The sequence below is a fragment of the Thalassospiraceae bacterium LMO-JJ14 genome (genome assembly GCA_021555105.2).
Lineage (GTDB): Bacteria > Pseudomonadota > Alphaproteobacteria > Rhodospirillales > Casp-alpha2 > UBA4479.
In genome coordinates, this window is record CP134604.1 from 2967903 (window position 1) to 2990329 (window position 22427).

Genomic DNA, 22427 nt, shown 5'->3' on the forward strand with positions numbered 1-22427 from the left:
CCTCACCCGGCGCGAAAACGCGCCGCCCCCTCCCAGAGGAGAGGGCAAGCAAACAACACGTGCGAGATCACTGTCCGGGTTGCGGTTCGGGATCGATCCCGCCGGCACTGCCGGGCCCCTTTTTCGGGCGGGTTTTACCACCCGTCGGAATAGAGGTACGGCGCGGCGCATCGGCACCGGCATCGCCATCATGATCGCGGTGGATATCCTCGCCGTTCAGCAGCGCCTTGACCTCGGCACCGCTGAGCGTTTCGTATTCCAGAAGACCTTTGGCGATCGTTTCCAGATCGTCGCGTTTTTCGGTAAGGATCTTGCGGGCATTCTCCTCCGCTTCCTCGATCAGGCGGCGGACTTCTTCGTCGATCATCGTCGCCGTCGCATCCGAGACGTTTTTGTGACGCGCAACCGAATGCCCAAGAAACACTTCTTCTTCATTGTCGGCATAGCGCAGACGGCCCAGTTTGTCTGAGAAACCGAACTCGGTGACCATACGTCTGGCCATGGATGTGGCCTGCTGGATATCGTTCCCGGCACCGGTCGTGACGTTTTCCTTGCCGAACACCAGTTCCTCGGCAATCCGCCCGCCGTACATGACGGCAAGACGCGACAGCAACTGGCGCTCGGATTGGCTGAGTTGATCGCGTTCCGGCAGGCTCATGGTGACACCGAGTGCGCGACCACGCGGAATGATCGTCACTTTGTGCAACGGATCGGTTTTCGGCATTATCAGGCTGACAAGAGCATGCCCGGCCTCGTGATAGGCGGTCAGTTTCTTTTCTTCCTCGGTCATGACCATGGAACGGCGCTCGGCACCCATCATGACCTTGTCCTTGGCTTCCTCGAAATCTTCCATGGTGACGACGCGCTTCGATTTACGGGCCGCAAGCAACGCCGCCTCGTTCACAAGGTTGGCGAGATCGGCACCGGAGAACCCAGGTGTGCCGCGCGCGATGACGTGCGGATCGACGTCGGGCGCCAGCGGCACCTTGCGCATATGCACCTTGAGAATTTTCTCACGGCCCAGGATATCCGGGTTCGGCACCACGATCTGGCGGTCGAAACGGCCGGGTCGCAGAAGTGCCGGATCAAGCACATCGGGACGGTTCGTCGCAGCGATCAGGATCACCCCTTCGTTAGCTTCGAAGCCATCCATCTCGACCAGCAACTGGTTCAGGGTTTGCTCGCGTTCATCGTTGCCGCCGCCGAGACCGGCGCCGCGATGACGTCCGACAGCGTCGATTTCATCGATGAAGATGATGCAAGGGGCATTCTTCTTGCCCTGCTCGAACATGTCGCGGACACGCGACGCACCGACGCCGACAAACATTTCAACGAAGTCGGAGCCGGAAATGGTGAAGAACGGCACATTCGCCTCACCGGCAACAGCACGCGCCGTCAGCGTCTTACCGGTGCCCGGCGGGCCGACAAGCAGACATCCCTTGGGGATGCGTCCGCCAAGGCGCTGGAATTTCTGCGGGTCTTTCAGGAACTCGACGATTTCCTCAAGCTCCTGCTTGGCTTCGTCGATGCCGGCGACATCCTCGAACGTGACGCGGCCCTGCTTTTCGGTCAAAAGCTTGGCCTTCGATTTACCAAAGCCCATGGCCTTGCCGCCGCCGGACTGCATCTGGCGCATGAAGAATATCCAGACACCGATCAGAAGCAGCATCGGGAACCATGAAATCAGCACGCCCCAGAGCGTCGGCGAGCCGTCATCCGCCGGTTCGGCACGGATCGTCACGCCCTTGTCCTTGAGGCGTTGCACGAGCTGCGGATCATCCGGCGCATAGGTCTGGAACGCACCGCCCGACTGATACTGGCCGAAAATCTGATTGCCCTTGATAGTGACACCCTTGACGTCGCCGCTTTCGACACGGCCGAGGAAGTCCGAGAACGCCATTTCATTTATGCCCGGACGCTGCGCCGTTCCCTGGAACAGGTTGAACAACGCTAACACCAGCAGGCCGATAATGATCCAAAGGGCGATATTCTTAGAAAAATTCACAGGGTTACTTCCTTTTCGGCGCCGCCGTAACAAGGCTTTTAGAGGCTTTTTATGTCCGGTCCGGCCATGCGATTCCGATTACGGTCCCAGGCGCACCACATTCCACTCTTAGAAATAGTGCTTTTCAGCGCTTACGCAACGGAAAATCCACCACCCGACAGCGGCATTGTTGGTGCAAATCGCACTGAAACGCCATTATTTTCAATGCAACCGGGCTTCGGCACATGATAACCGTCGTGATTTCGGATCACCGGCACCCCCGGGCGGGCCTTGGCCGGCAATGCGCGATACCATGCCGGACGTGCCGATTTGGGCCAGTCTGCCCCCAACACCGGCGACCAGGGATGCGCAGAGGCCCCCGTCAGGCTTTCCGGCAACTGAATAATGAAACGGCCGTCCCAGAATGTTATTCCCGCCATCAGGGGCCGGGATGCGGGAAGATTTCGCGCCTCGCGGTAAACACTCAAAATCCGCGCCGCCGGCTCGAAGCGCGCGCCACCGAGCGTCCCGCCCTGCCCTGCGCCCATCTTCGCCATCAAACGTTCTACGGCGGCGATTTCCGGCGCATAGGTTTTGCCGCCGATACAATGTGTCATGCGCGCCAGCACACGCAGGCGAATGTCCTCGTCCAGCTCGAATAATGCCGCGCGCTCGCATCGTATGAAACCGGCGGGATCCAGTTCCGCATATTGCGCCAGCCAGCGCGCCGTTTCCGTCTCCAGTGCCCGGCGTGCCCGGGCAAAACGGCGGGTGCCGATAACGATATCGCCGACGTCCGCGCCGCTTGCTGCGAGTTCGTTGCGAATGGCGGTACGGGCGTATTTCGGATTCACATTCGACGGATCTTCGAGCCAATCGATTTTTTCCGCTTCAAGTGTGGCGTTAAGACGTGATTTCGGGAAACCCAGTAACGGCCGCAGGACGCGGCAGGCGCTCAGCATGCGGACCGGCGCCATCGCCGCAAGACCGTCCGGCCCGCTGCCGCGCCGAACCCGCATCATGAATGTTTCCGCCTGATCGTCGGCATGGTGCGCCAACATCAAATGCAATACGCCTTGGCGGCGGCACCAGTCGTCCATAAGGGTGTAGCGAGCCTGGCGCGCGGCAGCCTGAATGCCGGTATCCGGCTTTGCCCCTGTCCATTCGAGAATATGCGCCCGGATCCCGCGTGCGCGCAGGCGTTCCGCCGTCAGTGCGGCTTCACCAGCCGATTCCGGCCGCAGACCGTGATCGACGATCAGGGCGCTGAGGTATCCGCCCAGTTTTTCAGCCCAGGCATGCGCCAGATACACAAGCGCCGTACTGTCGGCGCCGCCCGAAACCGCGACGGCCACATGCGGCGTGCGCTCGAACGGCGCGAACGCCCGCATCGCCTGATCGAATTCATCAGCCGTTACGGGACGGGACCGCGGGGGCGTGGACATTAGGGATACCGGCTGCTCAGACGCAGCCGTTTTTCTGCCATTCGCGCTGCAGGGTATTTTTCAGACCGGCCGGAGCATCCGGATAGTCAGAGCGCAGTTTCTGGAAGGCGGCGCAGGCTTCGCTCTTTTTCTCGAGACTGGACAACGACATGCCAAGCTTGAGCAGCGCATCGGGGGCTTTCGGCCCCTGCGGGTCCGTTTGATAACCTTCCAGGAAGGTTTCCGCCGCTTCGACGAAGGCACCGCGCACGTAATAGGTTTCGCCCAACCAGTAGCGGGCATTGCTGGCCAATTTATCGGTGCCGTGCTGCTCAATAAACTGCCTGAGCGAAGACGCCGCCAGATCGTATTTTCCCTGCCGCAGCAGACCAAAGGCATGCATGTACTGTTCTCGCGGCGTACCTTCCGGCAGCGCCGCTGTTTCCGCAGACGGGACCGCGGAAGGCTGCGTCGCCGCAGTATTCACGCTTGCCGGTGCCGGTGCCGCCAAAGGTGCGGGCGCTGCCGGTGCAGGCGCCTCGCCCGTCAACTGGGCCAACAGGGCATCGGCTTCGCTCTGCGGCGCGGGTGCGGGCGTTGCCGTCGCATTCGTTTGCGGATTGCTGAGGTCGGATGCGCTCAACTGACCCAGCACCTGACTGCCATCGGGCGTACCCGCCGGCATATTCTGTGTGCCATCCGATGGCTGTCCGCCAGGCGGCAACGGATTGGCGGCAATATTAGATGGGCTCGTCTGCATCGGCTGCGGCTGCGCCATGGACGTCGTACTGCCCGTCATCGGCTGGCCCATCGACGTGGCGCCGCCACCATGCTCCAGTTGCTTGAGCCGGAAGTCGACATCGGTGACCAGCTTTTCGAGGTTTTGCGAAATCTGATTGACCTGATAGGTCAGTTCCTCGATCCGGCCGGTCATCCCGCGCAGGTCGTTTTCGACTTGCGACATGCGCACACTCAGACGTGCATAGGCCGGATCACCGTTGCCCGAAACAGGTGCCGTAGAGCCGGCCTGCGCCGTTCCGGAACCGCCCCGGGCAATCTGCACATTGAGCGTTCTGATATCGCGTTCCAGGCGTTCGATGCGGTCCATCAGGGCGCGGGCATCCGTATCCTGCGCATGCGCCGACGGCATCGCCACCATCACAACCACGGCGCACAGTGCAGCGCCGGTCCATGCCCCTTTGAACGTCATCGCTATCTCCGGTCCATCCTTCAAATAACAAAACGTCCGGCACTGAATTAAGCATCGTCCGCTTCAGATCATCTTAAGCCGTAATCTCGCCAACATATTAGGCAAAATTAAGGCGCTTGCCCATCCGGCATAAACCGGCGAGCAAACGCCCTAACTAACTCGTTTCGGCGAGGATCAGCTGCCGGTGCTGTCGACAACCGTCACGCCACGGCGATTTTGCGCCCAGGCGGTTTCGTTGTGACCCAGCGCGGCCGGGCGTTCCTTGCCGTAAGAGATGGTCTTGATGCGGGCCGGGTTGATTCCGAGCGCAACAAGATAATCCTTGGAGGCATTGGCACGGCGCTCGCCAAGAGCAAGGTTGTATTCACGCGTGCCGCGTTCGTCGCAGTGACCTTCGATAACGACACGGACACCGCCGAATTTTTTCATCCAGGCAGCCTGCTTTTCGAGCGAGGCGCGTGCTTCGGCGCTCAGATCAGAGCTGTCGAAAGCGAAGAATACGCGGTCACCGACATTAACGACCAGATCTTCCTGGCTACCGGCCGGGATCTGAACTTTAGCCATCGGGGCACCGCTGCCGCTCGACGTCGACGCTGTGGCGCCGGACGACTGGGCGTTACCACTCGATTCCGGCGCTGTTTCACAGGCTGCAAGCAATGCAACTGCGGCCAGCACACTAAAAAATTTGAAACGCATAGGAAATACTCCTCAACGGGTGATATCTCATTAACCCAATCGCCGAACGCTCGGCACAATAACACGCGCGTTCGCGAAAACGCCGGTTGGGGGTATCTTTAAAGAGTGACGGGCTTGATTCCAAGTCCTTTTTTGGAAAATGCAGACATCCACAATAGTTTTATATTTACCAGATTCCGCACTGCGGCATGCAAAATCAAGGGATCAAAGGCGACCACGCCGGGTCCGATGCACCAACCGGCGTAATAATCTCGCGTTCGTTGTATCCGGTCAGGTCAATGGAATAGAGCCTGGGTTCTGTGACATTTTCACCGTTTTTCGATTGCCGGAAGTAAATCAGCACCCGTCCGTTCGGCGACCACGTCGGTGCTTCGACCAGATAATCCTGTGCCAAAAGACGCTCGCCGGTGCCGTCCGGACGCATCACGCCAATATAGAACGTGCCCCGGGAAATCTTTGTAAAAGCAATCAGATCGCCCCGCGGTGACCATACCGGGGTCGCGTACCTTCCTTTACCGAAGCTGATACGACGCACGTTTTGCCCATCACCGTCCATAACATAAAGCTGCTGCGAGCCGCCACGATCGGAGTTAAAGACGATCTGGCTGCCGTCCGGAGCAAAGCTCGGCGATGTGTCGATGGCACCGGAACGGGTTAGCTGCCGCGACTGGCGGGTGCGCAAGTCCATCACATGGATGTCCGTATTGCCGTTTTGCGACATGCTCATGATGATGCTTTGCCCATCCGGCGAGAAGCGCGGCGCAAAGGTCATGCCTGGGTAATCCCCCAGAAGTTCCTGACGTCCGGTATCGATATTGAAGATATAAACCCGGGGCGTATTGCCGCGATAACTGAGATAGGTGATTTCCTGCAGCGTCGGCGAAAATCTGGGCGTTAAAACCAGTTCCGAGCCATCCGTCAGAAAGCGGTGATTGGCACCGTCCTGATCCATGATCGCCAGCCGCTTGATGCGGCGGCGCTCCGGTCCGCTTTCCGCAATATACACAATACGGGTATCGAAATAGCCGTCTTCACCGGTGATCCGCTTATAGATCGCATCGGCAATGATGTGCGCGACGCGGCGCCAGTTGTCCGGCACAGTGAAATAGGCGAGACCCACCATCTGCTGTTCGGCGAACACATCCCAAAGCCGGAACTCGACCCTGAGCCGGCCGTCGGGCACCAGTTCCGTGCGTCCCTGAACCAGTGCCTGGGCATTGATTATGCGCCAGTCGCCGAATCGCGGCAGCGCGTTTAATGCCCCGTCCGTCTGGATGAAAGCGCGGCTGTCGATCGGCTTGAACAGGCCGGAGCGCTGCAGGTCGGCCGCTATGACGCCTGCCATGTCGCGGCCGATGCTCGCTTCCTCACCCCCGGCACCGAAAAAATCGGTGACGGCAATGGGCAACGGCTCCGCCTTGCCCTGCGTGATATCGACCCGTAGTTCGGCGCGCACCGTGCCAAGCGTGATTGCTGCCATGAATATCGCACACAGCAGGACCGGCATCGCTTTTCGCATCATCGAACGGACAAACATGGAAGCTCCTTACAGTAGCTCTTTCGGATCGAAGTTGATCACGATCTCGCGCCATACCTGATATTTATCAGGCGGCAGTTTGATGGGATTGCAGCGCGGATTCAATACGGCACGCTTCGCCGCATCCGCTGCCGACTGAAAATAGGCGTCGGAAAAATATCTCGCCTGGTCCTCGATCCCCGCCGATTGCACGGTGCCGTCGGGATTCATGCTGAGTCGAACCAGCACGGCAAGGTTCTCGGCATTTTTCGCGCCCGCAGGTACGTTCCAACATCCGGACACCCTTTCGATCACCTGGCGGCGCATGGCATCCAGTTCCGTCATCGTCACCTTCTTGGTCGGATCGGCGTTCTGATCGGGTGCCTTGGTCTTAAGCGCGGCACGCATCTGCGCGGCGAAATCGGGTTTCGGTTTTTCTTCCTTTTCCGGCTCGGCGGCCTTGGTTTTCTTGATTTCCTCAAGCGTCTTCAACAGCGATGCGACCTGGAATTCCTCAGGCGGCTTCGGTTTCTTCATGATCTTGGCCTTGGCCGCCAAGGGTTTCGGCGGCGCCGGCTTCGGCTCGGGCTTGGGTTCCGGCTCCGGCTTGGGTTCCGGCTTGGCCTCAGGCACGGGTTCGGGTTCCGGCTCCGGCTCCTTTTTCGGTTCCGGTTCGGGTTCAGGCTCCGGTTTCGGCGGCAAGGCGGCGACTTCGGGCTCAGGCGCGGGCGGTGGTGGAGGCGGCGGCGCGGGTTCCGGTTCGGGCTTGGCTTCCTCGACCGGTTTCTCCGGCTCCTTCTCGGGTTTCTCTTCCGGTTCGGCTGCGGGCGTCGGGGCGTTCCGAACTTCGTCGATTTCAACCAGCTCGACAAACACCGGCGTTTCCTCAAGCAGTTCCGGCGGATTGATAAACGGCAACCCAAGGAAGCTCATCGCGGCAACCGCCACGTGAAAAGCTATCGAGATGATAAAACCGGTCCGCATAAGTATTGACGTGCCTAAGTCTGTAATTCCGGGTTCAGGACATCCCCATTACGGGGACTTCTTGTTCTTCTTGGCTTCTTTCTTCGGGGACGTATCGCCGCTGCGCGTGATCAGGGCCACGCGGCGGTAACCGGCCTTGTTGATTGTCCCCATGACTTCCATGACGCGGCCGTAATTGATTCCGGCATCGCCGCGCACGAAAATTCTCAGATCGCGGTTTTCGCCGGTGATGGCGCGCAACCGCGGTACCAGAACCTCCAGCGGCACCGACGTGTCCTGCAGGAATATCTCGCCGCTTTCGTTGATCGATATCGCCAGCGGTTCGTCTTCGCCGGCGATGGCGCCAGCCTTGGTTTCCGGCAGATTGACCTCGACACCAACAGTCAGCAGCGGCGCCGTCACCATGAAGATGATCAGCAAGACCAGCATCACGTCGACGAACGGCGTGACGTTGATATCGCTCATCGGGCGGCGGCGCTGACGGCCGAACCTGCCGCCGCCGCTCAGGCGTTGGGTTATGATCGCCATGGGCTGCTCCTAGGTATCCATCTCGCGCGACAGGATCGCTGAAAACTCACCGGCAAAGCTTTCCAGCCGCCCGGCATAACGGTCCAGGTCCCTACTCAGCTTGTTGTAGGCGACAACCGCCGGAATTGCAGCCAGCAGGCCAAGCGCGGTCGCGAACAGGGCTTCGGCGATACCCGGCGCAACCACCGCCAGCGATGTGTTCGATGAAATGGCGATGGACTGGAAGCTGTGCATGATCCCCCAGACAGTCCCGAACAGGCCGACGAAAGGCGCCGTCGCCCCGGTCGTCGCCAGAAATGTCATGTATTTTTCGGCGCGGTCCATTTCCCGGTGCACGGTGATCTGCATGACACGGTCGATGCGTTCGCTCAGGCCCAACTTGATATTTGCCGACGCGCTGTTGGACACCCGGCGCCATTCACGCATGGCCGCAGAGAACACAGCGGCCATCGGATCGCGCGGGTTCGCCGCAACACGATCGAACAGATCGTCCAGCGACTTGCCCGACCAGAAAGCCTGCTCGAACTCGCTTGAGCGCTTGTTGAGCCGACGCACGGTCAGAAGCTTCTCGAAAATGATCGCCCAGCACCAGATCGAAGCCAGCACCAGTATCACCATAACCGACTTCACAACGATATCGGCACGCAGGAACATCGATATGATCGTGAACTGATCCGCACCGACCGATCCGGCCATCATCGCGGCGTCTACTGCTTGATTTTCCATTCCTGTCTCCGCTCGTCCTTCAATCTCGTGTCATCGCCCTTTTCAAAGGACCTCATGTAAGCGCCTGTGTGATCTGCAGGCATTCCCTGACCACTTGGGGCAGGCGTTTCGGCGCGCCGCTGGAAATATCCATACAGGCCAGTCTGATGTGAATTGCGACCAGGACCTCGCCATCGCGGCAGATATCCTGATGCATGCGCACGCTGGCGCCGCCCAATTCGGTAATTCGGGTGCGAACCTCAAGCATGTCGTCGAGCCGCGCCGGCTTAATGTAATCGGCATGGCATTCGCGGACGGCAAAAGCGAGCTTTTGCGTATTCATCATATCGCCGTTTTCTATGCCGTTCTCGCGCAGCAGTTCGGTACGCGCACGTTCGGCAAATTTCAGATAATTGGCGTAATAAACGATGCCGCCGGCGTCCGTGTCCTCGTAATAGACGCGGACCGGAAGAACATGCACCGAGGCATTTCCGGCTTTCGGTCCGGCGTCAGGCATCTTTTGCTTCCTCGGGATCTTCGGCGATCAGCTCAAGCTGGCTCAGGTTCGCCGGCGCTTTCAGCCCCAAGTGTTTGAAACCGTCGCCCGTCAAAGCACGGCCACGCGGTGTGCGCATCAGCAATCCTTGCTGGATCAGGTACGGCTCGATGACTTCCTCGATGGTGTCACGCTGTTCGGACAAGGCGGCCGCCAGTGTCTCCACCCCGACCGGCCCGCCACCATAATTATCGGCGATGCATCCGAGATAACGACGGTCCATGGCATCAAGACCGCGCTTGTCGACATCCAGCCTGTTGAGGGCTGCATCGGCGGCCTCGGCATCGACCGGCGAACGTCCGTCAACGGCGGCGAAGTCGCGAACCCGGCGCAGCAACCGCCCGGCGACGCGCGGTGTGCCGCGGGCGCGCTTGGCGATTTCGCGCGCCCCGTCGACGGTCAGTTCCATGTTAAGCAACCCCGCACCCCGCGAAATGATCTTCTGCAGATCCTCGATACCGTAAAATTCGAGGCGCATCGGAATACCGAAGCGCTCTCGAAGCGGTGTCGTGATCAAGCCGGACCGGGTCGTCGCGCCGACCAGCGTAAAGCGCGGCAGATCAATCCTGACGGAGCGTGCAGCCGGGCCTTCGCCGATAATCAGGTCGAGCTGAAAATCCTCCATCGCCGGATAAAGAATTTCCTCGACCGCCGGGCTGAGACGGTGAATTTCGTCGATAAACAGAACATCGCCCGCTTCAAGGTTCGTCAGGATTGCCGCCAGATCCCCGGCCTTGGCAATGACTGGCCCGGACGTGGCGCGAAAACCGACACCCATTTCCCTGGCCACGATTGAGGCCAGCGTTGTCTTGCCGAGCCCGGGCGGCCCGAAAAACAGCACGTGATCCAGCGCTTCGGCGCGGCTGATGGAGGCCTCGACAAACACCTTGAGATTGGAGCGCACATGCGGCTGGCCGACGAAATCATCGAGCCGCTGCGGCCGCAAAGCCGCGTCCTGGCCATCGCCGGGCAGGTTTGCAGGTTCAAGAATGCGATCACCCTCGGCCATCTAGCGGCGCGCTCCGGCATGTGTATCCGCAGGCGCCAGCTTTGAAAGCCCGGCCTTGATCAGACTGCTGACATCGGCGCCCTCGCCGATGTCATTGGCGGCTTCGGCAACGACGCCCAGGGCCTGAGACGGGCTGTATCCGAGATTGACCAGCGCCGACACCGCGTCGGAAACGGCCCCTTGTGCATGATTTACCGGCGCTGAGGATTTCACCCCGACTTCGGTCTTCAGGGCCTGGCCGAGTGTAATCGTGCCGACCTTGTCCTTGAGTTCGGAAATAATACGCGCCGCCAGCTTCGGCCCGACACCTGGCGCGCGCGTAATCGCCCCCTTGTCGCCGGACAGGATGGCGCGGCTGACTTCGTCGGTGCTGAGCACGCTCTGAATGGCGAGGCCGACTTTGGCGCCGACGCCCTGCACCGTCGTCAAAAGCTTGAACCAGTCACGCTCCAGCGTATCGGCAAAGCCGTAAAGATGGATGTGATCTTCGCGGACATGGGTCTCGATAAAGAAAACCGCCGCCTCGCCGACGACCAGTCTGCCGAGGGTGCGCCCCGATGCGAAGACCAGATAGCCGACGCCGTTGACGTCGATCACCGCCCAGTCGTCACCGATGTCTTCTATGAGGCCTTTCAGGCGTGCGATCATTGTGCCGTCCTCGCAAGCTGGCGGACTTTTTCGGCAGTGCCGCGATGATGCGCATGACAGATCGCGACGGCCAGCGCATCGGCGGCATCCGCGCCGGCGACCTTGGCCCCCGGCAACAGCATCTTGACCATCACCTGCACCTGTTCCTTTTGCGCATGACCGGATCCGACTACGGTCTTCTTGACCAGGTTCGGCAGGTATTCGGCGACATACAATCCGGCCAGCGCCGGGACCAGCAACACGATGCCGCGTGCCTGCCCGAGTTTCAGGGTCGATACCGCGTTCTTGTTGACGAAGGTCTCTTCGACGGCGGCTTCCTCGGGTGCGTATTCGGCGATGACCTCCCTGAGACCGGCATGCAGTTCAACCAGCCGCTCGGAAAGTGCCGCTTTGGGCGACGTGCTGACCAAACCGTCCGCGACATAACTCAGGCGGTTGCCAACGGCTTCGATGACGCCCCATCCCGTTGTCTGCAATCCCGGATCGAAACCGATCAAGCGCACGTAATACTTCCCCTCAGGCGCTCAGCGCCGCCATGATTTCGTCGGAAACGTCAAAGTTCGACGACACCGTCTGTACATCGTCATTGTCTTCCAGCACCTCGATCAGCTTGAACAGCGTGCTTGCCGTATCGGCATCGACCTCGATGGTGTTCTGCGGTTTCCATTCCAGTCCGCCGCTTTCCGGATCGCCGAATTTTTCGGCAAGTGCCTCGCGCACATCGGCGAAGTCGTCCGGGTCGCAGGAAACGGCATGTCCGTCCTCGTCGCTCGCGACGTCCGTCGCGCCGGCTTCAAGCGCCGCTTCGAACATATCCTCGGCGCTCGCGGTGTCGGCCGGATAAACGATGCTGCCGATGCGATCGAACATGAAATTGACGCTGCCGGTTTCGCCGAGATTGCCGCCGTGCTTGGAAAACGCCGAGCGAACTTCGGATGCGGTACGGTTGCGGTTATCGCTGAGCGCCTCGACGATCATGGCGACACCGCCGGGGCCGTAGCCTTCGTAGCGGATTTCCTCATAGTTCTCACCGTCGCCGCCGACGCCGCGGGCAATGGCGCGTTTGATATTGTCGTTCGGCATATTCAGGGATTTTGCGTTGGCGATCGCAAGACGAAGCCGCGGGTTGAAGCCCGGGTCTTCACCCGCACGCGCGGCGATGGAAAGTTCCTTGCCGAGCTTGGCGAATACTTTCGCCCGCTTGGCGTCCTGCGCACCCTTGCGATGCATGATGTTCTTGAATTTTGAATGGCCGGCCATGGTTTTTTATTCCGTCTCTTTCTTCCATCTGCAAAAGCGGCCACGCCGATGCGCACCGCGAATCGCTTCATATTACATTTGAGGCGGGCAAATGAATACCGCGCCGAGCCTTCTGGATCATCATTCAGAGGCAATATGTCAAGAATTGGGCGGACTTATAATTATTCGATGCCCGAATTCCGCTCAGGCTTTGGGAATAGTCTCGGAAAGCCGGGCGCCGACGCGGACCGGCTCGATCCGTTTGGCAAGACCGGTTTTATCGTCCAAGACGACAAAACAGCCGCACAGCGTGCCGTCCTCACCTGCCGGCTCCAGGCGGATTCGCTCTCCCTTGGTTATAAACCGCTGCACCGACAGGCCCTTCTTCATGCCGATAACCGAGTCATAATCGCCGGTCATGCCAAGGTCTGTCTGATACGCCGTGCCGCCCGGCAGCACCCAGGTGTCGGCTGTCGGCACGTGCGTGTGCGTGCCGACGACGACGCTGGCGCGTCCGTCGACATAATGCGCGATGGCTTGTTTTTCGCTGGTTGCCTCGCCGTGCACATCGAAGATGATGGCATCGACATCGCGGCCGATGCGATAGCGCTTTAAAAGATCGTCGAGGGCGCGGAACGGATCGTCGAGCAGTTCCATGAACAGGCGGCACATGACGTTCGCTACAAGAATGCGCTTACCGGCTTGCGTCTTGTATATGCCATGCCCCTTGCCCGGTGTTTCCGGCGGGTAATTGATCGGGCGGAGGATTTTCTCGTCACGCTCCATCTGCGACAGCACATCGCGCTGATCGAAGACGTGATTGCCCGTCGTGATACAGTCGGCACCGGCCTGGTAAAAACTGTCGCAGATATTGCCGGTGATGCCGAAGCCGTGTGCCGCATTTTCGCCGTTGACGATGACGAAGTCGGTTTTCAACCTCTCGCGCAATGCCGGCAGATTACCGTTAAGCACAGCGCGCCCGGAACTGCCGACAACATCCCCGATAATCAGAATTCTCATAACGTTCCTTTACCGTCGAACCGCATCAGTCCCGCTTCCGTCGCGATCCCGTCCAGAGGCTGGTCGTGCGGTCCGCGGGCCACGGTGTCTACCCGTTGGCCGGAAAAAGCAACACCTATGGCAAGCACACCGGCTTTGAGCGCGCGCAATTTCTCGAGCGTGCGGTCATAAAAACCGCCGCCATAACCGAGCCGGTAGCCAAAGCCGTCGAAGGCCAGCAAAGGCACGAACAACACATCCGGCAGAACTTCCTCGTAATCCGCAGACGGCACCGAGGTGCCGAACCCGCCGTCGATGAGGTTGTCTCCGGGGGACCAGACACGGAAAATCAGCGGTGACGCCTTGGCCGCAACCACGGGCAAAGCCGTCCGGTGGCCGGCCGCTTGAAGTGAAGCCAGTAAGGGCCGGGTGTCGATTTCCGTACCCATCGACCAAAACGCCGAAACGGTTCTTGCCGTGCCATCTAGCCCCAGCGCAGCGGCCCCGGCCATGACGTGACGGGCAAGTTCGCTCCCGGCATCGACATGCGCCGCGAACAGGTCTTTGCGGCGTTTTGCAGCGGCTTTGCGCTCTTGGTCTTTCTGGATTGTTGGTTCTGACATAAACGCAGCACTATCAGGCTGACAGGACGAAAACAAATGACGGGCCGCATAAGCCGTTGGCCGTGAGATCCTCCGTGGCCTGCTCTAGCAGGTGGGCGCCGTGAATACCGGCCCCAAAGGGCCGACAGGGACAGCTCCCGTACGGTGGATTTAGGCCCCAGGGATAACGTTGGCCTGACGCACTCCGCAGCCCGCCAAGACCCAAGTTAGGTCTGTTCCAGACTTTCGGCAATGCTTTCGATGCGTGCGGACAATTTTTCCAGACTTTCACCAAGCCGGCCCTCGGCTTCCGCCGCCGCCGCCGCTCCTTTACCACCCGATTTCAGTGTGTCCATTTCGGCATATGCATCGGACAGTTCGTCGGCAATCAGCAGCGACACCATCACCAGAAGCTTGGCATCCCCGATCTGACCGACAGCGGCGACCAGTTCACCGACGCGGCGGTCGATGTAGGCGCCAAGCCTGGAAAGGTGTGCTTCCTGACCATCGTCACAGGCAACATTATAACGCCGGTCGTTAATCGTAACGGTCACTTGCGCCATATCAGGATGCCGGCTTGTCTAGAAGGGTATCAAGGCGCTGGATAGTGCTCGCCAGACGCTCTGCGGCACGCCGGTTGAGGTCTTTCAACTCGGTATTTTCAAGGCGCAGACGATCAAGCACCTCGCTATCCGTACCATTACCCTGCTCACTGTCCACCGTCAGGTTTCTGGAACTTACCGCAACATCGAGACGGTCAACGGCGGCTTCCAATCTTTCGAAAGCACGTTCCACCCGCGACGCCTTGGCGATGGTCGATGTCGACAACGAGTTGCCCCCCAGAATCGAGCACGTTTGTATGATAACAGACGAGACCCTAATCCCGTTCAGTGATTAAGGTCAATTATTACCTGAGAAATTCCGGCTAGAATTATGAGATTGCGCGTATTTTTCCGATTCTCCACCTTCACGTACGGACCGAAGATGTAATCAGACGTTGACGTTTCCGGGGAAACCCGTTTTTTTGCCCGCGAAACATCGTCTTTAACCACTTATGCCGCGCCTGTTTCAGGCTGCGGCCAACTCAGGAGGAAACAATGGCCGTACGCGTTGCCATTAACGGATTTGGTCGGATTGGTCGTCTTGTTCTGCGCGGCATCATGGAAAGCCGTCGTAACGACATCGAAGTTGTTGCAATCAACGATCTCGGCTCGGTGGACATGAACGCGCATCTGTTCCGTTACGATTCAACGCACGGCCCGTTCCCGGGCACCGTCACCACCGACGGCGACAGCATCGACGTCGGTGCCGGCCCCATGAAGGTCACCGCCGAACGCGATCCGGCGAACCTGCCGTGGGGAGATCTCGGGGTTGATATTGCTTTCGAATGCACCGGCTTCTTCACCGATATCGCGTCGGCCGGCAAACACATCGAAGCCGGCGCCAAGAAGGTTCTGATCTCGGCCCCCGGTAAAGACGTGCACAAAACCATCGTCTATGGCGTCAACCACGACACACTGACCGCGGATGACACCATCGTGTCGAACGCATCGTGCACGACCAACTGTCTGGCGCCGGTTGCACATGTGCTGCACCAACTGGTCGGCATCGAAAAGGGTTACATGACGACGATCCACGCTTTCACCGGCGACCAGCGGACGCTCGACACACTGCATTCCGACCCGCGCCGCGCCCGTACGGCATCGGCATCGCTGATCCCGACCTCGACCGGGGCTGCGAAGGCTGTCGGTCTCGTGCTGCCGGAACTGGTCGGTAAGCTCGACGGCACCTCGGTCCGCGTGCCGTCACCGAACGTGTCGCTGATCGATCTGACGTTCGATGCCGGGCGCGACACCACGGCGGAAGAAATCAACGAAGCCATGAAAGCCGCTTCCGAAGGCCCGCTCAAGGGGGTCCTCGGCTACAATACCGAGCCGCTGGTTTCCATCGACTTCAATCACAATCCGAACAGCTCCACGTTCGATGCCACGCAGACCCAGGTCATCGGCGGCAACTTCGTCCGCGTGCTGAGCTGGTATGATAACGAATGGGGCTTCTCGAACCGCATGCCGGACACCGCGAAGGTGATGGCCAGCATTTAATGACCTCCGTCCAATGAACAAGGTCCCCGGGCCTTTCGTCATTGTTCACAATATCGGCGATGTGCATAACGCCGTCGCCGCAGCATCGAAACTCGGCCGCCCGGTAACGCTCATCAGCCCGCCGGGGGCCGGGGCTTCGATGGGCCCCGAGGTTTTCAAACACATGGTCGAAGCCGGTATTGATGCGCGTATCGGCAGTTCCAGCCGGGACAGCATCACAGCCGTTTTCGATTGTGCTTCCGAGCCCGGCCAGGCCATGGCGGCAATCCAAGCAGGTATTCGCCACATCCGTATCGATGCCGGAGATGACGTACGCCGAAAACTGTGCGACATGGTAGGCGAAGACGGCTCAGTCCTGGATGGCACGCCCCTTTCGGCATTCGATCCCGGCTCTGCAAACAAGAATAACGACACCTTGCTGAACTGGCTCAGCTCGCAATCGGAGACCACGACATGACGAAAAATGCGCCGCCCGAGCCCTGCAAGCTTTACCTGCTGAGCCCGCCGGAAATAGAACCGGTTGCTTTTGCTGCCCTGCTTGAGCGCAGTATTGCCGCCAAACCGGAAATCGTCGGCGCCGTTCAACTTCGGCTCAAGAACGTCAGCGATGATGACTTTCTGCGCGCCGCCGAGACGCTGCGTCCGGTCTGCCATGGCTTCGATCTGCCGCTGATCATTAACGACCGCCCGGATATTGCCGCCGCGACCGGTTGCGACGGTGTCCACATTGGCCAGGAAGATGCGAGCTACGACGAGGCGCGCAAGTTATTGGGCGTTGACGGCATCATCGGCGTGACCTGCCACGACAGCCGCGATCTCGCCATCGAAGCCGGAGAAAAAGGCGCTGATTATGTCGCCTTCGGTGCCTTTTTCCCGTCCGACAGCAAGGAAACCAAACATCACGCTGATCCAGAGATCATCGAGGTCTGGTCGCAGATGACCACACTTCCCTGTGTTGCCATCGGCGGCATCACGGCGGACAACTGTGCACCGCTGGTTGCTGCCGGTGCAGATTATCTGGCGGTCATCGGCAGTGTCTGGAACCATCCTGAAGGCCCTGAAGCAGGCGTTGCCGCCTTTGCAGGCATACTTTCCGGCGCCTGAAACACGCCTCGCCATTCCCTGCCGAACGGGTTTGCGTCAAGTTTTCGGTGACATGCCCCCTAACGACCTGATAGAACCCGCGCCGGGCGTGGCCCATACGATATTATTTTCAGGACTAGATCGACATGAAGATTGACGGAAACGCCATCCGTCCCGGGATGGTTATCGAACATCAGGGACGCCTCTGGCGCGCCACGAAAATCCAGCACACCCAGCCCGGCAAAGGTGGGGCGTATCTGCAGGTTGAATTGAAAGACATCCGCGACGGCACCAAGCTGAACGAGCGCTTTCGCTCTTCGGAAAAAGTCGAACGCGCGCGTCTCGAGCAGACCGAATTCCAATACCTGTTCTCCGACGGCGATATGCACACCTTCATGCATGGCGATACCTATGAACAAATCGCGCTCTCCTCGGAAGCGGTCGGAGAGAATGCCGTACCGTTCCTGCAGGATGGCATGAATGTGATGATCGAAACCTTCGAAGGTGAACCGCTTGGCGTCGAACTGCCGCAACACGTCACTCTTGAAGTGACCGAGGCCGATGCGGTTGTCAAAGGGCAGACGGCCTCGTCGTCCTATAAGCCCGCCATGCTCGAAAACGGTGTGAAGGTTCTTGTGCCGCCGCACATCGAGGCAGGCACCCGCATCGTCGTCGACACGCGCGACGTTTCCTACGTCGAACGTGCAAAAGACTGATCGGTATTAAAGCTTTATGTCCAATCGCCTGACCCCGCTCCTGACCATCATGGTGAATGCCGCGCAAAAAGCGGGGCGTGCGTTGAGACGCGACTTCGGTGAAATCGAAAACCTGCAGGTCCTGAAAAAAGGGCCCGCGGATTTCGTCACCAAGGCCGACACCAAGGCCGAAAAGATCCTGATCGAGGAACTTCAGCAGTCGCGTCCGGCATATGGTTTCATCGTCGAAGAAGGCGGCGTCATCGAAGGCTCCGATATTTCCAACAAGTGGATCATCGACCCTCTGGACGGCACCACGAACTTCCTGCACGGCATTCCGCATTTTGCCATTTCCGTGGCGCTGGAGCGCGACAAACGTATCGAAGCCGGCGTGATCTACAATCCGATTACCGACGATCTGTATTATGCGGAACGCGGCAAGGGCGCTTTCCTGCGCGATTCCCGCCTGCGCGTCTCGGGCCGCGCGCATATTCAGGAATCCCTGTTTTCAACCGGCATTCCGTTTCTGGGCCGCGATGGCCACGAACCTTTCATCGCAGAACTGCAAACCGTGATGGGTGCATCGGCGGGCATCCGCCGCTTCGGCGCAGCTTCACTCGATCTGGCGTTCGTTGCCGCCGGGCGCTACGACGGCTTTTGGGAGCGTGGCCTCTCGAGCTGGGACATGGCTGCCGGGGTTTTGCTGGTTCGCGAAGCCGGCGGTATCGTCAGTGATTTCCAGGGCCGCGACCGCATGTTGGAAACCGGCGAGATCATTGCGACGAACGCTTCCCTTGACCGCGATTTCCGGCAATTATTGAAGAACGCGGCAAAAAACGCGTAAAGCGGTTGAGGCCGGGCCTCCGGTTCGGTATTTTCGTTTACGATAATTCAGCGTGCAAAAGCGCGCGGCTCTTTCAGGGCAGTGGAGGCACTATGGATCGCCAACAGGATATTCAACGACCCCGCATTTCCGCCACCGGCTTTTTCGGCAGCGCCGCACTTGCGGTTGTGGTCATGGCCACTATCCCGGCGAGCGCACAGACATCCTCCTATCAGCCGGCAACGGATAACGTTTACATCAACTGGGGCGCCTTGAACGGCGCTGATATATCCCAGGCACCGGCTCGGCAATCCTACGGCTATGCGCCGGCGCCGATGGCAACCGGCGGACTTTTGATGCCGGGGCCGGTCATGCCGCGCTCGACGCTGCATGTCACACCGCCGAAAGGCAGCACCGGCGTGACCCTGCGCAAGCCTGGCACGGGACCGAAGATGGCCGCAAAGCCTGCTGCACCGGCAGCCGCCGCACCTGCGCCTGCACCGAAGATCGCCGCAGCACCGCCGCCGGCACCAGCCCAGGCTGCCCCGCCGCCGGCACCAGCTCAGGCAGCGCCGAAGCAGCTCGCGCAAAAGAAAGCCGCTCCTGCGCCCACACCCGCGCCGCCCCCTGCTCCTGCACCGGCCAAGACGGTGACGGCTTCCGCGCCGCCTCCGCCACCGCCCCCCGTGTCGACCGGCGCACCGCCACCGCCGCCGATGCCGAGCGAAGCAGCGGCCATAGCACCGCCAGCCCCCCCAGCTGCATCGAAACCTGCCGAACAGGCTTCCACCAGCACGGCAACCCCTGCGGATGGCCCTGTAAAAGTCGTCTTCAACAACGACGACACAAAACTATCGGCCGATGGTCAAAGCGCGCTTGAAAGCGTCCTTGAGAAATTGTCCGCCGAGGAAAAAAGCCGCGTTCAATTGATGGCTTATGCCGCCGGTGACGATCTGACATCCAGCAAAGCCCGCCGGATTTCCCTGTCGCGTGCACTTTCCGTGCGCTCATACCTGATCGAAAAAGGCGTCCGCTCGACGCGTATCGATGTCAGGGCACTGGGGGATAAAAGCGAAGGCGAGCCAAAGAACCGCGTCGACGTCAATGTGATTGAGCGTTAAGACCGGATGTCCGGTCTTGCGTTCGCCCTGATCCGCTTGACGGGTCCGGTTCGGCCCGAGGATGGACACGCATGACACGCCCTACCGTTTTCCTGTTCCGTATGATCGCGTTTCTCGGGTGCGTCGCCGCCGCCTGTTTTTTCGTCTTCGATCCGCTGAAGGACGCCTTTCTGGCAAACGCCGCACTGAACGGCCTGATTCTCGGTGTCCTCGTGCTCGGTATCTTTTACAATTTCCGCCAAGTGGCGCTGCTTTATCCTGAAGTGTCATGGCTCGACAGCTTCCGCGACACGATAGCCGAAACCGACGCCGGTCTTCAGATCAGGCTGCCCGAAAGCCGCGACAATCCGAAATTGCTGGCGCCGATGGCAACCATGCTGTCGGACCGCCGCGGCAGCCGTTTCAGCCTGTCGGCGCTCAGCATGCGTTCGATCCTGGACGGCATTGCGGCGCGTCTGGATGAAAGCCGCGATCTGTCGCGCTATAATATCGGCCTGCTGATCTTTCTGGGCCTGCTCGGGACGTTCTGGGGCCTGCTCGAGACCGTCGGCTCCATTGGCGAGGTGATCGGCGGCCTCAATGTCGATGGCGGCGAAACGGCGCTGGTCTTCGAAAAGCTGAAAACCGGCCTTGAAGCCCCGATCGACGGCATGGGTACGGCCTTTTCATCCTCCCTGTTCGGGCTTGCCGGTTCGCTGGTCCTGGGCTTCCTGGATCTGCAGGCAAGCCAGTCCCAGAACCGCTTTTTCAACGAACTGGAAGAATGGCTGTCGAGCGTTACCCGCTTGTCCAGCGGCGCACTCGGCGCTGAAGGTGAACAGGGCGTACCGGCCTATGTGCAGGCGTTGCTTGAACAGACCGCCGAGAGCCTTGAAAACCTGCAGGTCATTATTTCCAGAAGCGAAGAAGGCAAGCACGCCGTCAATCATTCGCTGAGTGAGTTGGCCAACAAGGTCGAAACCCTGACGGATCATATGCGCACGGAACAGGCCGTGATGCGTCACCTGGCCGAAACTCAGGTCGAGATGAAACCGATCCTGGAACGGCTGGCAAACGGCAGTGTCGGTAATAATGCCGATGAGGTCATGTCAGGGCATCTGCGCAATGTCGACAAGAATATGCAGCGCCTGGTCGACGAAAGCGCACTGACCCGCAACGAAATCACCGACGCCCTGCGCCGGGAAATCCGGTTGCTTGCCAGGACCATCGCCGCAACCGGCGACAGCAATTGAGACCCTAGCGCATGGCCTCCCTAAGCCGCCGCGATAACCGCTCCAGTGTCATTTGGCCGGGCTTCGTCGATGCCCTGGCGACGCTGCTGATGGTCATCATATTCCTGTTGCTGATCTTCGTGCTGGCGCAGTTCTTTCTGGGGCAGGCCCTTTCCGGCCGTGACAAGGCATTGCGTGCACTGGAAAACGATCTGAGCGAATTGTCGAAAGTACTGGCGCTGACCAAATCCGAGAACCAGCAATTGCAGCTTGGCGTCGACAGCCTGCGCGATCAGCTTTCGGCTTCGCTGGAAAGTCGCGCCACGCTGGAGCAGCAGCTTTCCGGCCTGCGTGCCGATTATGCAAGTGCACAGGCGGAACTGTCGCAGATGCGCGCCCGCTCGGCTGCCGACAAGGAAGCCATCGACCGCCAGCTTGCCGAAATAGCCGATCTCAGCGGCGATGTCGCCGCTCTTCGTGCGCTCAAGGAGGAACTCGAAAAAGAGGTCTCCACCCTGTCCTTTCGCGCTGCAGAAGCGGAAAAGCAGCGCGACGACCTGGAGCAGTCGCTGGCGAATACGGTTGCGTCCTTGACGAAAACCGAGGCAGAACGGGACGATCTGAAAGTCGGCCTCGCCGAAAAGCAGGAAATCGCCGACAGCGCCCGCGCCCAACTGGCCCTGATGAACAAGCAGATGGCCGCATTACGTCAGCAACTGAATTCCCTGAACGCTGCGCTCGACGCCGCCGAAGCGGAAGCCGAGAAGAAAGACGTGCAGATCAAGTCACTGGGGCAGCGCCTGAATGCCGCGCTGGCCTCGAAGGTTCAGGAGCTGTCGCGTTACCGCTCCGAGTTCTTCGGCCGTCTGCGCCAGGTGATCGGCAACCGCGACGACGTCAGGATCGTCGGTGACCGCTTCGTTCTACAGTCCGAATTGCTGTTCGCCAAAGGCTCTGCCGCCCTTGGGGACCGCGGCCGTGCCGAGCTTGCCAAGCTGGCGACGACATTGCTCGAAATCGCCATCAAAATGCCCGATGACATCGACTGGATTTTGCGGATCGACGGTCATACCGACAGCGATCCGATCGCAACGTCCACGTTTCCGTCGAATTGGGAACTATCGACGGCCCGCGCACTTTCCGTCGTCCACTTCCTGATCAGCGAAGGCATACCGGCCAAACGGCTCGCCGCCACCGGGTTTGGCGAGTACTACCCTATTGAAACCGGGAAAAGCGAACTGGCGAAGGCGAAAAACCGCCGTATCGAACTTAAGTTCACGCAGCGCTGACAG

At 59.8% G+C, this 22427-nt stretch carries 25 protein-coding genes and 1 other RNA gene; 8 read left to right on the plus strand and 18 right to left on the minus strand.

Translation table 11 applies throughout. From position 1 onward, the window contains the following. Positions 1-67 precede the first annotated feature (67 nt). The 18 genes from ftsH to L2D14_14110 form a co-directional block, all read right to left on the minus strand. Complete coding sequence (gene ftsH, locus L2D14_14025; protein ID WNJ98979.1) at positions 68-2005, minus strand: ATP-dependent zinc metalloprotease FtsH; 1938 nt, start codon at positions 2003-2005, stop codon at positions 68-70. 131 nt (positions 2006-2136) lie between these two features. Continuing rightward, entirely contained in the window at positions 2137-3429 is a 1293-nt protein-coding gene (gene tilS / locus L2D14_14030) for a tRNA lysidine(34) synthetase TilS (protein ID WNJ98980.1), read from the minus strand. Positions 3430-3445: 16 nt separating this feature from the next. Further along, positions 3446-4618: a tol-pal system protein YbgF gene (gene ybgF / locus L2D14_14035; GenBank protein WNJ98981.1), complete on the minus strand. Its 1173-nt coding sequence runs from the start codon at positions 4616-4618 to the stop codon at positions 3446-3448. Positions 4619-4792: 174 nt separating this feature from the next. After that, positions 4793-5314, minus strand: a complete 522-nt coding sequence (gene pal / locus L2D14_14040) for a peptidoglycan-associated lipoprotein Pal (GenBank protein WNJ98982.1) — start codon at positions 5312-5314, stop codon at positions 4793-4795. A 196-nt stretch (positions 5315-5510) separates the two neighbouring features. Further along, on the minus strand, positions 5511-6851 hold the full coding sequence (tolB, locus tag L2D14_14045; protein ID WNJ98983.1) for a Tol-Pal system beta propeller repeat protein TolB: 1341 nt from the start codon (positions 6849-6851) through the stop codon (positions 5511-5513). A gap of 9 nt (positions 6852-6860) precedes the next feature. Beyond that, positions 6861-7814: an energy transducer TonB gene (locus L2D14_14050; protein ID WNJ98984.1), complete on the minus strand. Its 954-nt coding sequence runs from the start codon at positions 7812-7814 to the stop codon at positions 6861-6863. 48 nt (positions 7815-7862) lie between these two features. Next, positions 7863-8342, minus strand: a complete 480-nt coding sequence (tolR, locus tag L2D14_14055) for a protein TolR (protein ID WNJ98985.1) — start codon at positions 8340-8342, stop codon at positions 7863-7865. 9 nt (positions 8343-8351) lie between these two features. Further along, on the minus strand, positions 8352-9068 hold the full coding sequence (tolQ, locus tag L2D14_14060) for a protein TolQ (protein ID WNJ98986.1): 717 nt from the start codon (positions 9066-9068) through the stop codon (positions 8352-8354). A 52-nt stretch (positions 9069-9120) separates the two neighbouring features. Then, a complete protein-coding gene (gene ybgC / locus L2D14_14065; protein ID WNJ98987.1) occupies positions 9121-9564 on the minus strand; it encodes a tol-pal system-associated acyl-CoA thioesterase in 444 nt (147 codons plus the stop codon). Continuing rightward, positions 9557-10612 (minus strand): Holliday junction branch migration DNA helicase RuvB, encoded by a 1056-nt coding sequence (gene ruvB, locus L2D14_14070; protein ID WNJ98988.1) that lies wholly within the window; start codon positions 10610-10612, stop codon positions 9557-9559. Before ruvB ends, ybgC begins: the two co-directional genes overlap by 8 nt. Next, positions 10613-11260, minus strand: a complete 648-nt coding sequence (gene ruvA / locus L2D14_14075; protein ID WNJ98989.1) for a Holliday junction branch migration protein RuvA — start codon at positions 11258-11260, stop codon at positions 10613-10615. Further along, positions 11257-11763 carry a crossover junction endodeoxyribonuclease RuvC gene (gene ruvC, locus L2D14_14080; protein ID WNJ98990.1) on the minus strand — a complete coding sequence of 169 codons (507 nt, stop codon included), beginning with the start codon at positions 11761-11763 and terminating at the stop codon, positions 11257-11259. Before ruvC ends, ruvA begins: the two co-directional genes overlap by 4 nt. A 13-nt stretch (positions 11764-11776) precedes the next feature. Beyond that, positions 11777-12520, minus strand: coding sequence for a YebC/PmpR family DNA-binding transcriptional regulator (locus tag L2D14_14085; protein ID WNJ98991.1), 744 nt, complete (start codon positions 12518-12520; stop codon positions 11777-11779). Positions 12521-12703: 183 nt separating this feature from the next. Then, a complete protein-coding gene (locus tag L2D14_14090) occupies positions 12704-13519 on the minus strand; it encodes a TIGR00282 family metallophosphoesterase (protein WNJ98992.1) in 816 nt (271 codons plus the stop codon). After that, a complete protein-coding gene (locus tag L2D14_14095) occupies positions 13516-14121 on the minus strand; it encodes a 5-formyltetrahydrofolate cyclo-ligase (protein WNJ98993.1) in 606 nt (201 codons plus the stop codon). Before L2D14_14095 ends, L2D14_14090 begins: the two co-directional genes overlap by 4 nt. A gap of 37 nt (positions 14122-14158) precedes the next feature. After that, positions 14159-14317, minus strand: a non-coding RNA gene (gene ssrS, locus L2D14_14100) — 6S RNA. A gap of 10 nt (positions 14318-14327) precedes the next feature. After that, positions 14328-14663: a cell division protein ZapA gene (locus L2D14_14105; GenBank protein ID WNJ98994.1), complete on the minus strand. Its 336-nt coding sequence runs from the start codon at positions 14661-14663 to the stop codon at positions 14328-14330. Position 14664: 1 nt separating this feature from the next. Continuing rightward, entirely contained in the window at positions 14665-14928 is a 264-nt protein-coding gene (locus L2D14_14110; GenBank protein WNJ98995.1) for a hypothetical protein, read from the minus strand. A 269-nt stretch (positions 14929-15197) separates the two neighbouring features. On the opposite strand from L2D14_14110, the gene gap reads away from it, so the two are divergent. From gap to L2D14_14150, 8 genes are all read left to right on the plus strand, one after another. Continuing rightward, positions 15198-16202, plus strand: a complete 1005-nt coding sequence (gene gap, locus L2D14_14115; protein WNJ98996.1) for a type I glyceraldehyde-3-phosphate dehydrogenase — start codon at positions 15198-15200, stop codon at positions 16200-16202. Positions 16203-16215: 13 nt separating this feature from the next. Next, positions 16216-16659 (plus strand): hypothetical protein, encoded by a 444-nt coding sequence (locus tag L2D14_14120; protein ID WNJ98997.1) that lies wholly within the window; start codon positions 16216-16218, stop codon positions 16657-16659. Beyond that, the gene (gene thiE / locus L2D14_14125; protein WNJ98998.1) at positions 16656-17306 is read left to right on the plus strand and encodes a thiamine phosphate synthase; all 651 of its coding nucleotides are present in this window, start codon (positions 16656-16658) and stop codon (positions 17304-17306) included. Before L2D14_14120 ends, thiE begins: the two co-directional genes overlap by 4 nt. Positions 17307-17431: 125 nt before the next feature. Next, positions 17432-18001, plus strand: a complete 570-nt coding sequence (efp, locus tag L2D14_14130; GenBank protein ID WNJ98999.1) for an elongation factor P — start codon at positions 17432-17434, stop codon at positions 17999-18001. Positions 18002-18017: 16 nt separating this feature from the next. Continuing rightward, the gene (locus L2D14_14135; GenBank protein WNJ99000.1) at positions 18018-18824 is read left to right on the plus strand and encodes an inositol monophosphatase family protein; all 807 of its coding nucleotides are present in this window, start codon (positions 18018-18020) and stop codon (positions 18822-18824) included. Between the two features lie 92 nt (positions 18825-18916). Further along, positions 18917-19924 carry an OmpA family protein gene (locus L2D14_14140; GenBank protein WNJ99001.1) on the plus strand — a complete coding sequence of 336 codons (1008 nt, stop codon included), beginning with the start codon at positions 18917-18919 and terminating at the stop codon, positions 19922-19924. A 71-nt stretch (positions 19925-19995) separates the two neighbouring features. Continuing rightward, positions 19996-21156 (plus strand): flagellar motor protein MotA, encoded by a 1161-nt coding sequence (locus L2D14_14145; GenBank protein WNJ99002.1) that lies wholly within the window; start codon positions 19996-19998, stop codon positions 21154-21156. A gap of 11 nt (positions 21157-21167) precedes the next feature. After that, positions 21168-22424 (plus strand): peptidoglycan -binding protein, encoded by a 1257-nt coding sequence (locus L2D14_14150; GenBank protein ID WNJ99003.1) that lies wholly within the window; start codon positions 21168-21170, stop codon positions 22422-22424. The last annotated feature ends 3 nt before the right edge of the window (positions 22425-22427 follow it).